The organism is Paenibacillus oryziterrae (genome assembly GCF_042610485.1).
Lineage (GTDB): Bacteria > Bacillota > Bacilli > Paenibacillales > Paenibacillaceae > Paenibacillus_AQ.
Genome location: NZ_JBGJZO010000003.1, coordinates 370,340 through 385,220 on the forward strand (window position 1 = coordinate 370,340; position 14,881 = coordinate 385,220).

At 46.0% G+C, this 14,881-nt stretch carries 12 protein-coding genes; all 12 read left to right on the top strand.

Annotation, left to right across the window (positions count from 1 at the left end):
• The first annotated feature begins 3 nt into the window (after positions 1 to 3).
• The gene (locus tag ACAN55_RS06265; RefSeq protein WP_379129612.1) at positions 4 to 2,034 is read left to right on the top strand and encodes a condensation domain-containing protein; all 2,031 of its coding nucleotides are present in this window, start codon (positions 4 to 6) and stop codon (positions 2,032 to 2,034) included.
• A gap of 267 nt (positions 2,035 to 2,301) precedes the next feature.
• Entirely contained in the window at positions 2,302 to 2,541 is a 240-nt protein-coding gene (locus ACAN55_RS06270) for an acyl carrier protein (RefSeq protein WP_379129615.1), read from the top strand.
• Positions 2,534 to 3,478, top strand: a complete 945-nt coding sequence (locus ACAN55_RS06275) for a thiamine pyrophosphate-dependent dehydrogenase E1 component subunit alpha (protein WP_379129617.1) — start codon at positions 2,534 to 2,536, stop codon at positions 3,476 to 3,478. The genes ACAN55_RS06270 and ACAN55_RS06275 overlap by 8 nt, the downstream gene beginning before the upstream one ends.
• Entirely contained in the window at positions 3,456 to 4,493 is a 1,038-nt protein-coding gene (locus tag ACAN55_RS06280) for an alpha-ketoacid dehydrogenase subunit beta (protein ID WP_379129619.1), read from the top strand. The genes ACAN55_RS06275 and ACAN55_RS06280 overlap by 23 nt, the downstream gene beginning before the upstream one ends.
• Positions 4,490 to 5,596: a 2-oxo acid dehydrogenase subunit E2 gene (locus tag ACAN55_RS06285; RefSeq protein WP_379129621.1), complete on the top strand. Its 1,107-nt coding sequence runs from the start codon at positions 4,490 to 4,492 to the stop codon at positions 5,594 to 5,596. Before ACAN55_RS06280 ends, ACAN55_RS06285 begins: the two co-directional genes overlap by 4 nt.
• 40 nt (positions 5,597 to 5,636) lie before the next feature.
• Positions 5,637 to 8,999: a thioester reductase domain-containing protein gene (locus tag ACAN55_RS06290; RefSeq protein ID WP_379129624.1), complete on the top strand. Its 3,363-nt coding sequence runs from the start codon at positions 5,637 to 5,639 to the stop codon at positions 8,997 to 8,999.
• Positions 9,000 to 9,029: 30 nt separating this feature from the next.
• Positions 9,030 to 9,800 carry a hypothetical protein gene (locus tag ACAN55_RS06295; RefSeq protein ID WP_379129627.1) on the top strand — a complete coding sequence of 257 codons (771 nt, stop codon included), beginning with the start codon at positions 9,030 to 9,032 and terminating at the stop codon, positions 9,798 to 9,800.
• Between the two features lie 428 nt (positions 9,801 to 10,228).
• Positions 10,229 to 10,741 (top strand): hypothetical protein, encoded by a 513-nt coding sequence (locus ACAN55_RS06300; protein WP_379129630.1) that lies wholly within the window; start codon positions 10,229 to 10,231, stop codon positions 10,739 to 10,741.
• 14 nt (positions 10,742 to 10,755) lie between these two features.
• Positions 10,756 to 11,577: a thioesterase II family protein gene (locus tag ACAN55_RS06305; RefSeq protein ID WP_379129632.1), complete on the top strand. Its 822-nt coding sequence runs from the start codon at positions 10,756 to 10,758 to the stop codon at positions 11,575 to 11,577.
• A gap of 45 nt (positions 11,578 to 11,622) precedes the next feature.
• Complete coding sequence (locus tag ACAN55_RS06310; protein WP_379129636.1) at positions 11,623 to 12,546, top strand: ABC transporter ATP-binding protein; 924 nt, start codon at positions 11,623 to 11,625, stop codon at positions 12,544 to 12,546.
• A 29-nt stretch (positions 12,547 to 12,575) separates the two neighbouring features.
• On the top strand, positions 12,576 to 13,709 hold the full coding sequence (locus ACAN55_RS06315; RefSeq protein WP_379129638.1) for an ABC transporter permease: 1,134 nt from the start codon (positions 12,576 to 12,578) through the stop codon (positions 13,707 to 13,709).
• Positions 13,706 to 14,854, top strand: a complete 1,149-nt coding sequence (locus tag ACAN55_RS06320) for an ABC transporter permease (protein ID WP_379129641.1) — start codon at positions 13,706 to 13,708, stop codon at positions 14,852 to 14,854. Before ACAN55_RS06315 ends, ACAN55_RS06320 begins: the two co-directional genes overlap by 4 nt.
• Positions 14,855 to 14,881 lie beyond the last annotated feature (27 nt).

The window sequence follows — 14,881 nt, forward strand, 5'->3', positions numbered from 1 at the left end:
GATATGGAGAATAAGAAGGATTTAATCAAAGCCTTATCAAGAGAACAGCTGCTCGAACTTATGACAAAAGCTAAAGAGAACAAGAAAAATGAAATCGAAAGAGTGGACCGGACATCCCACTCTTTCGCCCAGTCATTCTCTCAACAGAGACAATGGTTTATGGAGCAGTTCATGAACGGAGGGGTAGCCAATGTACCCCAGTCTTATTTGCTGAAAGGGACAATAAATCTTGAACTACTGGAAGAAGCCCTGAACCGGATCGTGGAGAAGCACGAGAGTCTCAGGACGGTGTTTAATACGATTGATTATGTGCCGTCACAAATCATTAAACCTTTCGAGAGATTTCGGGTCGAGACGGTCAGTCTGGAGCAATACGACAGTGAGCAGCAGAAGATCAAGATCCGGGAGATGAACAGCGAAATCGCAAGACGGCCCTTTGATCTGACCGTAGGCCCGCTCTGGCGCTTCCAGTTGCTGAAGCTCTCTGCGGAAGAGACGGTTCTGACGCTCTCTCTCCATCACATTATCTGTGACGGATGGTCATTCGGCGTCATTATGAATGAAATCGCGCAGATCTACAGTGAACTGCTTACAGGGGATGCACTCCAGGCTCCCCTGCCTGTTCAATATGTTGATTATTCGGAATGGCAGCGCACAAGAATCGAAAGCGGCGCGCTCGATTATCAGCTGGAGTACTGGCTCGACAAGCTGAAGGATGTCCCGAAATCCATACGTCTGCCTTACGATCACAAACGTGGGGAGATGCAGACCTACCGGGGGAGAACCGAGTATTTTACAATGGACCGGGATGTCATGAAAGAGATTAATGAGATTTGCGTACAGCATAAGGGTTCTGTCTATCATTTGATGATGTCTGCGCTGACCCTCCTGCTGCACTGCTATAGTCTGGATGACCACATCTGCATTGGAACGCCAGTTGCGAATCGAAGCAGAGTGGAACTGGAGAAATTGATCGGACTGTTCATTAATACCGTGGTCATTCAGAACGACATCGAAGAGGGGATGACCTTTACCGAATTGTTTGCCCAGGTGAGAGACCATTGCATGGAGGCCTTTAATCACGCGGAGATCCCTTTTGAAAGAGTCGTAACGGGGCTGGGCATTGAAAGACAAATGCAGCATTCCCCGATTTTTCAGGTGCTCTATGTGCAGACCGAGGAATCGATGCTAAACGTGAATATTCCGGGCATCGGTGTTGAGGTGATTCCGGTGTCGGTGGACACGGCACAGTTTGATCTGTCCTTATACGCATCGATTATGAAAAACGGCATGTCCGCAGGCTTTGAGTACAATAGCGATTTGTTTGAACAGGATACCATTACCCGTTTGATCGGTGATTTTAAGCTGCTGCTTCAACAGATCGTGCAGAATCCTGAAAGAAGAATAGAAGAGTTCAAGACTTCACTCTCCAGGAAGAAGATTCTTATGACCGTGGTCTCGTCTTTCGAATCCGAACCTGTCGCTGAGGCCATTGAATTCTGGCTGGACAAGCTTTCGATTCACGCCAAACTGCAATTTGCACCATACAGTCAGGTGTTTCAGCAATTGATCGATGATACAGGTCTGCTGTGCAAAAACAGGGATGGCATCGGTATGATTCTTCTTCGTCTGGAGGACTGGATACAGGGAATGGAGCACCATTCCACTCAGGCTGAAGCGGTGCTAACGGAGAATGCGAACCGCTTTATCCAATGCGCCAAAGGCTTTGTGAATAAGCATCAATCCCAAATTGTGGTCTGCCTGTGTCCGGCTTCGGACAAGATCAAGCAGGACAACCGACTGCTGCAGCTGGTGCAACGGCTCGAAGACAAGATTAACCTGGAATGTGCCAAGAACCAGAATATTGCCGTGATCCAGGGTGAAGACATCGCCAGGAAGTATCAAATGACGGATTTCAACGACGGGCTCGGAGATGAAGAAGGCCATGTTCCTTACCTGCGCGAATATTTCACCGCCATGGGAACGGAATTGGTGCTCAGTATCTTCCAGCGAAGTACACAATCGATAGCTTAATTAGTTGAATTGAGGAGGACGGATTGAATAAAAGTGACGGAGGGGAATTTTGGAACTGTAGGAGCGTGAGCGTCCGCCTGAAAGCTTTCCAAAGGAAAGCTAGCCTCGTAAGCATGTGCTGTCCTCGGGATTTCAACTGCGAACAGCGATTTAAATCAAGAAATCCGGAGACAACAACGACCGAAAGTCCAATATTCACCGTAGTCACGGCTGTTCAACCGGATAAGTTTTTAAGCTCATCATTATTACTTAAAGGATGTGAGAGAAATGAATCTGAAGCAAATCGTGGCTGATATTCTGAAGCTTCCGCAGCAGGATATCAATGAGGAATTGTCGCCGCAGACGTTCCCGGAATGGACAAGCCTGAAGCACATTCAATTAATTACAACCGTTGAGGATGCATATAACGTCAAGTTCACACTTAAGGAAATGAAAAGTCTCAAGAATTATGCCGCCTTTATCACCATTTTAAAAAGCAAAGGGATAGGGGATGAAGTGTTTGCATGAAGTAATCGCAGCGGAGGAGATTATCACCGAGAACATCAGTGATGAGGACATTGAGACCATGCTGATGATCCGGCATTATGAGCAATCGATTCTTGAGCTTTTCTCAACCGGTCATATTAAAGGAACCACGCACACCTGCATCGGGCAAGAATATATTCCGGTTGCCTTGAATCCGTTCATTGAAGAGGACGATTTCGTAATCAGCAATCATAGAGGACATGGGCATTATCTTGCGAGATACAAGGATATCGAGGGGCTGCTTGCGGAAGTCATGGGCAAAAAAGGGGCCGTGTGCAGCGGGATCGGCGGAAGCCAGCATATTCACCGGGATCGGTTCATCTCTACAGGTGTTCAGGCGGAAGGGATTGCAGTGGGAACGGGAATTGCCTGGAGCTATAAGCACAGACAGCAAGAAAACGTCGTGTTTGTGTACATTGGCGAGGGAACCTTCGGAAGAGGCTGCGTATACGAAAGCTTAAACTTCGCCGGTATTTGGAATCTGCCTATGGTTATCGTTGTCGAGAATAATGGGATTGCCTTATCAACCTTTCAAAAGGACAGTATGTCGGGAAGTATAGAGGGTCGGGTACGGGGATTTGATATCGATTATATTCGTGTACACAGCAAGGACATCCATGCCATCCGGGAACAGCTGCGGGATGCCGTCCATCAGGTTCGCCTGTTATCGAAGCCGCTGGTCATTGAATTCATGACAGACCGGGTGTCATCCCACAGTAAAGGCGATGATACCAGAAGTCCCGAGGAATTGGATCGGGTGAAGCGGAACGATTGGTACTCTCACATGAGAGCAAACAGTGCCAAGCGGATGGAAGAGCTGGAACACAAGGTTCAACATCAGATGCAGACCATTAAGGAGCTTGTCATTAACCGTGAGGGAGCCGTATGGACCGACTATGAAGAAAGAAAAAGCAAATGAGAATCTGAGAAATGCCATTCACCGTTTGATGGATGAGGACGAAACCGTTGTTGTTCTCGGGGAGGATGTAATGGAGCCCTATGGCGGAGCATTTAAAATCACTAAAGGCTTGTCCGACGAGTTCCCGGAGAGAGTTCTTGGAACGCCGATCAGCGAGGAAGGGTTCGTAAATATGGCGAGCGGAATGGCCATTATGGGACTGAAGCCTATCGTGGATATGATGTTCTCCGATTTTGCCACCCTATCGTTCGATCCACTATTAAACTTTGCTTCCAAGTCCGTCACCATGTATGGGAAAAAGCTCGATTTAAGCATGATTATCCGATGCGCGAATGGCGGATACCGGGGATATGGGGCTACGCACAGCCAGAGTATGCAGAAATATTTCATGGGTATCCCCAATCTGAGTGTTTATGAAATGTCCCCGTTTCATGACAATTATGATGTTTTGAAACGGATACTAAGTGAGAATATTCCAGGCATGTTTTTTGAAGAAAAAATAACATATGCGCAATACATGTACACGGACGGGGAGATCAACGAACTCTTTAATTTCTCCTATGCAGGAGAGGATCAGAACTGGGCTATCGCAGCGATTGATCAGGAGAGCACTCCCGATTGTCTCGTGATCTGTCCGGGCGGACTGGCTTCGATGTGTCTGGCTGTTGCCGACAAGCTGATTATGGAGGATGAGATTGAGGTCAAGGTCTGCGTACCTTCCAAACTGTATCCCTGCCGGGTAGAGGATATCGCAGGTGAGGCTGCAGCAGCGCGAAAGGTTCTAATTGTGGAGGAAGGAACACCGGGCGGCAGCTGGGGGGAGGGAATTGCGGTTAAATTATACCCTTATGTTCTCTCGGGAAAAGAGGGGGCTATTGAGCTTCTCTGCTCCAGTGACAGCATTATTCCAGCCTCCGTTCAGTATGAGCAGAAGGTACTGGTAAGTGAACAGGATATTTATGAAGGTGTACTGCGTTTGATGGGAAAAGAAGCGGTCAAAGGAGGCCAGAGATGAGAACGGTTGTTGTTCCACAGTTAAATGCGAATGATGACAGCTGCATGATCCAGCAGTTCTATTGCAAAGACGGCGAAGCGGTCCAATCCGGGGATCTGCTGGCAACGGTTGAAACCTCCAAGTCAGCCATTGATATCGAATGTGAAGTGAAGGGCTATTTCTATCCGGCGGTCAAGGAACTGTCGGATGTGAAGACCGGGGAGATTATTGCTTTTGTTTTTGAGTCGCTGGAGGAAATGGACAGATACAAGGAGTCGGCAGCAAGCAGTTCTGCTGTGGAAAGCACGGCCCATTACAAGCTTTCTAATCAAGCCCAGGATTTCGCGGATCTGCACCGTTTCTCGCACGATGAACTGGCATCACTGAATAAAAAGCTCATTAAACTGAGCGATCTGGAAGAGCTGCTTGCCCTCAGAAGTGATGAAACGGGCAATGTCATTCACTTCACCAAAAATCAAAAACAGGTATCCAAAACGGTTACCGCCTCCTACGCCACCATTCCAAGAGCTTTCCTGCTGTTGAAAGTGTATTGCGATGAAGTTCTGGTTGGCATGAAACAAATTGGCGACAGGCTGGAGGAGATCGTTGGATTCGGTGAAGTACTTCCGGTAACCCTTGCCTCACTTCTGGATGAGTTCCCGTACATGTATGGAAGAATCAAGGATGAAGATACCTTTATTCCTGCAGCCCAAGTCAATGTCGGTGTAACTATTGATGTGGGCACAGGCCTCTACATTCCGGTCATTAAACAAGATAGCCTTCACAGTATTGAGAACGTGGTAGAAGTTATGGCGGAATATAAATTTAAGGCGCTGCGGAACAGTTTTGCAGAAACCGATCTGACGGATGGCAATATTACAGTCAGCTTAAATACTAGTCCTGATGTAATCAGCGTATTGCCTATAATTCTCCCTGGACAGATTGCCATGATTTCGGTTGGAGCAGTGATGAAGGAATTGGCACTGCAGGACGGAGTGGTCATTGAAAGACGTTACGTGAACCTTGGGCTTGCTTATGACCACCGTGTAATTAACGGACATTACGCTGTAGATTTCATGACCCGGGTAAAGCATAAACTTGAGCATTTTGAAGTGAGTATGTAGGCGGCAGCAGGACATGGGAGTACAGGAGGAGGAGCTATTATTGAGCAGCCTATCGCATGAGATTTTTATTTTAGCGAGTTTCACTGCCAATCTGCTGGAAACGTATTTGGAGCAGGAGCTGAAAGAGGCAGGGATACATTCCCGGATTGCAACAGGCCCGTACAATCAGATCATCTCCCAGTGCATGAATGAAGAGAGTGTGTTGTATAAGAGCAAACCTCAATATCTGGTCGTGTGGACCCGGTTTGAGGATATCTTAGGAAGTACTGATTTCTACCGGAAAGAGAGCCTAGATGCAGCTCGAAGCGACCTGTCAATGTTAATGGAAGCCGTATTGCATGCCAAGAACAAGATCAATACCAAAGTTATTTTTATTCTTCCCGCAGTGATTGAGAACAGGCCATTGGGGCTCGGTGATTTTCAAATTACCCATGGGACGATGGTAACCTCTATGCTTCTGCGAAAATATATGCTGGATAAGCTTCAATCCGTGGACAATGTGTTCCTCGCAGACGGTGAAGAGCTCATCCGGAGATTCGGCGCAGATCAGAGCTATAACATGGGGATGTATGCTTTTGCCAAGGTACCTTTCGTCAATAGGATTTATCAAGAGGCAGCTTCGGCAGTTAGTAGAATTATCCGTCTGGACGTACACAATAAGCGCAATATCCTAGTGTTCGATGCGGATGTCTTGTTCTGTGAACAAGAGGTGCTTAGTGGGCCGGGAACGCTCCGTGAAGTGGAAGAAGAGAGACTTATAACAGATGACTCCTACCTTTTATTCCAGATCTACTTGAAGGAGCTAGTGAACTGGGGACATGAAATCCTGCTGTGCACGAAATCCAGTAAAGAGGCGTTGCATCGGATATTCAGGACAGGTAGCCTCGGCGTTGCTGAAGAGCATTTCAAGTATATGTGCTGTGAGTGCGATTCCATTTCGGATGCGATTGCTGAAATACATAACAACCATGGAATTCCGCTGGAACAATTCATTGTCATGGATACACGGGATCTGGAGCTTAACGGAGTAAGGCAGCTGTTGTTGCCGGAGGATTCTACACTTTGGATGCAGACGATGGAAGCGTCGGACGTGCTAGATTACATTCCGGATGCAGTTGAATTTTACGGGAATGTGGAAGAATCCTTTGTGGAGCCTGCTGAAGCGTATAACTTGGAGGATTTTCTCCATTCCATGAATCTGGAGGTTAGCTTGCAGGAAGTCAACGAGACCCAGGCGGACAAGATCGAGCATATCCTTCATGGTACCAAGGATTTCAACCTCACCGGCAGGGTATGGTCTCACGAGGAGATCCTCGCCATGCTGCAGGAGAAGGCCAAGGTAATCTACGCCGTAAAAGTCCAGGATCGATTTGGCGATTACGGAATCGCAGGGGCTGTAATCGGAACGATCAACTGGCAGGAGTTCAGCTTCACGATTGATAATCTGCTGCTGAACTGCAGGGTACTCGGTAAAAATGCGGAGTTTCATCTGGTGAAGCAGCTGGTTGACAGCATACAGGAATACGGTTGCGACTCCGTCGTCATGCGCTATGAGTCCAATGGACGGAATGAACTCGCGGCTGAGTTCCTGACCAAGATCACCCAGTTCGGCATGAACCGGATTCTGGCAGGGGTAACACTCACCATTCCATGCGAGCTCATTTCGGAGTATGCAGATACAGTTCTTCAGAGCAAGAAGAAGGCAGGCCGTGAGAAAACTCAGGAACAGGAGCACTCTGTGTCCTCTCTTGACCCGTACCGGTTTATTGCGGACAAGTGGAACAAGATGAAGGCGGATGAGAAAGAGCAAGTTATGAATTTTGTTAGCAGCAATAGCTCCATCGAGGAGATCATGCATGCCATTGCCGATTCAAAAGTGAAGACCCGGGCCGGTATTCAAGTTGAGTATATTCAGCCGCGGACGGAGACGGAGCTTAAGATTGCCGAGTTGTGGGGAGAAGTCCTTAACATCGATCAAGTCGGGGTACTGGATAACTTCTTTGGCCTTGGCGGTACCTCCATCATGGCTGCGCAGTTGATAGTGAAGTTTAAGAATGCGTTTGGCGTTAAGCTTCCTGTCCGGATCTTCTTCGACAACTCCTCTGTTGAGCAGATGGCCATGTATATTGATGCCCTGAAACTTGATGAAGACAAACAGGAGCTTAATGAAACCGCAGTAAGTAATTTCCGGTACAAGACGAGGGAATTCCTGAAGAGCGAAGTATGGCTGGATGAGAAGATTACCGGACAGAAGGAATGGGAGGCACGGGGCAACGGCAGGATCGAGAATGTACTTTTGACGGGCGGTACCGGATTCCTTGGAGCCTTTCTGCTGGAAGAACTGATCGCCAGAACGGATTATCACATTGTGCTGCTTGTCCGTTCCGGCAATATACAGTCTGGTTATGAGCGGATTATTGAAAATATGAAGCAGTATGATCTGTGGAAAGAGGTGTACCGGAGCAGATTCGAAGTCTATACCGGTGATCTTTCCAAGCCGCTGCTCGGCCAGAGTATTAAAAGCTTCAATGAACTCGCAGAGAAGATCGATATGATCTATCATGCGGGAGCCATTACGAATTTCCTGGAGCCATACAAGATGATCAAGGATGTGAACGTGCAGGGTGTGCAGGAAATCCTGCGTCTGGCATCAACCTATAAACTGAAGCCAGTGCATTACGTTTCCACTCACTATGTATTCTCCAATCTGGCACATGAGCATGGTTTTATCGCATACGAGGATACCATGCCATCGAGTGATGAGGTGCTCGTTCTCGGGTATCAGCAGAGCAAATGGGTCGGCGAGAACATCATGGCCTTGGCTAAAGAGAGAGGAATACCGGTGAGCATCTATCGTGTAGGAAGAATCTCGGGCTCCAGTACTACGGGCGCCTGCCAGACCAAAGATATTATGTGGCTGATGATCAAGTGCTGCGTTGAGGCGGGAGTCTTGTTCGATGAAGATGTGAAGATCGAGTTCATCCCTGTCGATTATGTCAGCAAATCCATTATTGCACTTTCGATCCAGGAGGAATCTATTAACCGGAACTTCCATATCGCCGGGAAGGCCATGAACAGTCTGCATCAGGTCTATGAATGGATGAAGAAATACGGCTTTAAAGTAGAGATTATGCCATATGACCGCTGGAAGGATGAATTGGTAGAGAGAGTAGCCAAGAATCCGGACCTCAATACCACCAAAGCGATGCTACCTTTTATCCCCGAGGATATGGCGGAATGGGATGTTGAGATTACCTATGACGAGACCAATGTATTAAGGGCCTTACGCGGTACCGGCATTACTTGTCCTGTTGTGGAAGAGGAGATTTTTACGCGGTATTTGGATTACTTTGTGAAGACAAAGTATTTTGAATTCAACACTCAAGCACAAACCGTTCGATGAACACCACTAAAACTTTAGGAGGAAACAAGAATGAAGGAAAGATTGGACGTGCTTAAAGCTAAAAAAATGAGTATTTATACCAGTGGAATGTGGGTTTCCCTATTCATTGGTCTGCTGTACACGGGCATTGGAATTCTGATGCCTATCGACCCGGCAGAACGGTACAGAGGAACCGAATTTTATGAGCAGATCGCTGCGCACCCGTTCATTCCGCATCTATGGAGATATATTTTTGTAGTGATCGGCTTCCTGTCCTTGTACTGGATATCAACAGCGGTGACCATCGTCAGAACCAAAAGCTATGAATGGGAAGGCTTCTATAAATGGGTGAACCTTCTTGGTTATGGCGGTGCAGTTATGCTGTGCATTGAGTGGATGCGGGAAATTTTCATCATGAAAGTCATGACCCTGTACTCAAACGGAGATGAAATGCACCGTGTAGCGCTCGAAGTGGCGGCATTCCCTGTCGATCCTGACTTCATCTGGATGTTCGGCGGATTTGGACTATGGTATCTGGTGACTTCATTACTAGCCAGAAGAAATCAAGTGTTCTCATCCAAAATTAACATTCTTGGCATCGTAGTCGGCATTGACCTCATATTGACCATGGTATTCGCGATGACAGATACCATCATCTATTTTGAGAACGGACAGATGACGGTTATGCAGATCACTGCATTGCTTGGCGGTATTATGGGAGCCGTGTATCACATTTGGATGTTCTTTGATATGAGAAAGAATAAAGCCAAGTTCGAAGGCAGCATCACCACACTGCTGGAGCAGCATAAGAACGCCGCTTAAGCTGGTGTTTCGCCCCCTTGCCCTGGCTTATGTGTGCAAGTTTATTCTATCTGGTAATTTTCCACACCACAGATTCAGTGAGCGAAGGTAAAATGCCTGACCTGCTAAGGTATACCCTCATGTTTTATTTAATACTAAAAAGATGGATGGAAGTAACGTAGGGGGATTTTTGGAACTGTAGGAGCGAGAGCGTCCGCCCGAAAGCTTTCCGGAGGAAAGCTCGCTTCGGAAGCATATGCTGTCTCCGGATTTCAACCGCGATCAGCGGTCCAAATCAAGAAATCCGGAGACAGCAGCGGCCGGAAGTCCAAACATTCACCGAAGTTACGTCTTTACACCATTCCTCAGATTTTATTTGGAATAAAATAACTACAAAGGAATCATGTCACAGTAATTTTAGGCATTATTTGTTATAAATATAATAAATTATGCTAATAGAGAAGGGGGAAACAACACTGGAGCAGAGAGTGCGCAGTAATAGATTCGGTTTTTCTTTCAATGGAATAGTGATTCTCTTTCTAGTACTCCTTCCAAATGTTCTCTTCTATATATTTGCTGTACAGGATTCCACGGCCAACAGCGACTTTGCAGACAGCTATCAAATCCTGGGTTATTTTGAACATGCCAGCCAACTGATATTGATGTTGCTATTGGTATTTCGAGTACATTCGAAGCCGCTGTCTATGAAGAGCAGATACGTGATGGGGATGGCACTCTTCTTAATTCTGTATTACGCCCTGTGGGTCCGCTATTTCGCCGGTGGCAGGGATGATTATGGTCTGATTAGTGAAAGTTTTCCCGTGTATATGGGTATGGCCATATCACCCGCTGTGTATTTTGCATTTGCTGGGAAGTGGCGCGGAGACCGCCTGGGAGTGGCTAGCGCTATTACCTTTGGCGTACTTCATGCGCTGAATACCTATTTGAATTTTGCAATCTAAGGATGGAGGATAACATGAAGCAGGAAGTAAAGCCGTGGTTCTTTATCAAAAGAAGGGTTGAAAAGTCTGACATTCAATTGAGATTGTTTTTGTTTCCTCCCGCTGGAGGAGATGTGTCCACATACTTGCATTGGGAAGAGCAGTTGCCTAAACATGTTGAGGCTTGTTTCGTAAGGCTGCCCGGACGAGGGGCGAAAATTATGGAGCCGGCAATTGACAATGTGAATACACTGACTGATCTATTAGTCGAAGAATTCAGAAGATATGCGGATGTGCCATACGTACTGTTCGGCCATAGTATGGGTGGACTGCTTGCTTATGAATTAACGCGTAAATTATTAACGCAGGGGATTAGATTACCGGAACACGTAATGATCTCCAGCATGAAAGCTCCGAATTATATGAATACATTTACCGAGAGTCTTACGGCTAACGGGAATGACAAATTATATCTGAAGAGTAATACCGAATTTATAGACAAAATTATTAGTCTTGGCGGAATTCCGGAGGCATTTAGCGAGAACAGAGAATTCCTCGAATTGATATTACCCACTTTTCGAAAAGATATGAAACTGTGTGAAACGTACAATCCTGAACATGCACATGCTGTACCGGTTTCATTCGATATATATGGCGGCAACAGAGATAACATTGCTACCAAAAAAGAACTCGAAGGATGGAAGAATTTCACCACCTCCAAATACGCGCTTACCATCTTTCAAGGCAATCATTTCTACTTCACGGACAATCCCAACATGCTGTTATTCCATCTGCGCAATAAGCTGACTGACATATGCAACGAACTTTCAGACGAAGGACAACGAGAGGCACTTTAGTTGTAAGACAAGCAGAGTTATCTAAAATGAGCGGAGGATCTAATGATGAATGTGATTGAAATTGATAACCTGGTGAAAAAATTTGGGGACCACGCCGCCGTAGACGGACTGAGCTTATCCATTGAGCAAGGTGAAGTATTTGGTCTTTTAGGACCCAACGGAGCCGGCAAAAGTACAACTATTAATTTGGTGTGCGGCCTGCTGCATGCCACGGCGGGTACCGTAAAGCTGTTCGGCAATAAGGTGGATGATGAGCGTAAACGGCTTGGTTTTGTCCCGCAAAATATAGCTTTGTACGATAATTTCACGGCCTATGAGAATGTGAAGTTCTTTGGGGAGTTGTACGGATTAAAAGGGAAAGAACTGGAGGACGGCATTGATGAAGCGCTGGAATTCACCGGACTCAGCGATGTGAAACGCAAAAAAGCGAAGACCTTCTCAGGTGGTATGTTAAGACGCTTAAATATCGCAGCCGCCCTGGTACATAGCCCGCAGCTCATTATTATGGATGAGCCGACGGTCGGCATTGATCCACAATCTAGAAACCATATCTTAAAGTCCGTGCAACGGCTGAATGAGAAGGGTGTAACCGTAGTCTACACGACCCATTACATGGAGGAAGTTGAAGTCCTATGCAACCGCATCGCCATTATCGACAAGGGGAAAGTTATTGCTTCCGGCACAAAGAAGGAATTGACCGAGCTTATTGACGACAAGAAGTCCCTGCATCTTACCGTGGATAATCCGTATGAGCTGGACAAGGATGCCATGCTCAGCATTGATGGTGTAGTGAATGTGGAGATCAACGACAATCTCGTCCAAGTAGAGTCCTTAAAGGATATTGACAATCTAAATACGATCATCGAATACGTCAGCAGCAAGAATGTGAAAGTAAGGGACATCGGCTTCAAAGATGTGACTTTGGAGACGGTTTTCTTAACATTGACGGGAAGAAAGTTACGCGATTGATCATGAAGTCAATATGAAAGGACGATCCTATGTTCCAGATAATTAAAAAAATAATCAGAAATCAAATACGGAATCCGAAGTGGTTTTTATTTTTGCTGATATTCCCAATTTTTCTAATGATTCTGATTGGATCTATTCTGAACGGCGCATTCTCGGATAAATCCAACCTGACTATGGTTGAGGTTGCAATGCTGGACAATTCTGAAGGGATATCGAAGGAAGTTCTGGATGCTTTAAGTTCAGCTTCGGTATCGATAGAAGAGGATTATGGTATCAAGATCAACTACGCAGATTCTGAAAAGGAAGGCAAGAAAGAGGCTCGCGTGAACAAAAAAGTGTTCGTACATTTGAACAAAGATAAGATTCTGGTCTACGGCAATGAATCGGAACCACTGAACACCGCGCGGGTTGTGGCATTATTCCGCAGTGTGGCGTGCAGCATCCAGACCGTCAAAGAAGCTTATAAGATTGACCCCGTGAACGCCATTAAGCTGATTGGAACGGATAACGCCAATTATGAAGTTCCGGTTGAACTTATCCCATCGAAAAATGCGATGAGCTCCTACGATTATTACGGGATTGCAGAATTAACGCTTATGGTTTTGTACGTCATGCTTATTCCGATTGGAGATTTGTTTAATGACCGGAAGACCAACGTGAAGGACAGAATCATACTGACCGGGCTTAGCCGTACCAGATATTACTGGGCATCACTCATCGCTTACTCGATCGTGGCGATTGTTGCTTTTATACCGGCCTTCATCTTCTCCATTACCTACCTGGGCGTCAAATGGGGTGATTATTCACTGGTAATGTATTTGTATATTGTCCTGTTTGCCATATTCAATGCTGCTATAGGTATGCTGCTTACCAAACTGTTAAAAACCCGGGGCAAGGTCGATGTGCTCCTGTCCGTACTGATCATTCCTATCTTTTCGTTCCTTGGGGGCTCATATACTCCGTTCCCTTATGATATGGGCGGGGTATTCGGCAAAGTTCTGATGGTGTCACCATTGCGGTGGGTGAATGTGGGTATTTTCCGGAGTATCTACGCAGACGACAATCAGATTCTTCTCATTAGTGCAGGAATCTTCTTCGTTGTAACCATAGCCAGCCTACTAGTCATCGTCGCCAAGGAAAAGAAGGAGGTACTGAAAGCATGAGGTCATTTCTTGCCCTGGTTAAAAATAACTTGCGCATTTCGATATTGCATAAGCCGATTTCTTTTCTGCTAATGACGATTGCTCCAATTATTGTTCTGATCATTGCCAGTAAAGTCGTCAGCTATTCCAGCAGTATCGTGAATGTTGGGATTGCCGACACCGATCAAAGCCGTGCATCGGAGGCGATAACCCAGATTGTCGGAGGACTGGAAGGGATTAAAGTCTTCTATATGAATGAGGATGAAGTGAACGACAGCTTCCAGAGCAATAAGATCAACGTTGCGCTTGTCATCAAAGACGGATTTCAGGAAGGGTTATTAAACAATTCCATCGATGATGTTCGGGTCATCGGTAACGAAGAACAGAATGTCTATACTCTGATCCAGGCCATCCTAAAAAATCATCTGCTGAATTTACGAAATTTGGGTAAGATCTCCACGAAAGATGCTGCTGTCTTCGAAGCTTCCGTTGATAACTATATTGCAACTTCGGAGTTTGTAGAGAAGACATCATTGAATGATTTATATACGGAATACAATAACTCCAATATATTCTTAGGGTTCTTGATTCTGTTCGTCTTCTTTAATTCATCAGCAATCGCCAATGTGATCAATATTGATAGGGAACGAAATATTTACTCCAGAATCTTTTTGTCTCCGGCCAAAGTTTGGATGTATTACTTGTCCAACGTACTTTGCAACCTGGTCATTGTAGCTTTTCAGATTCTGGTCGCTGTACTCAGTATGGAATACTTGACGGATACATCTATCGGAGTTGAGCCGGGAGTATTGTTCCTGATTCTATTCTTGACGGCAATGGTCGCCGTGTCCCTGGGAACCTTCTATGTATCGATTTCAGAAGAGAGTGATGCAGCTTCGATGATCTCCAATTTCGCCAACCTGCTGATTGTTATCCTGGGAGGTTGCTTCATTCAGGTGGAGTTATTCCCGGATGTCATTAATGCAATCTCATATATTTCACCGGCAAGATGGGCTATGGCCTGTATTCTGGATTTGCAGCAGGGTCTTGGTTTAGGAGATATTTCGGGTAAGGCAGCGCTGCTCGCCGGTATGGCTGTTCTAATCTTGGCAGTATCCATCCTCATTACCAGCAAGAGAGAAAAGAAGTTCCGAAGCTTATCCTAACTTACTAGATAAAGGAATCCGAACGAC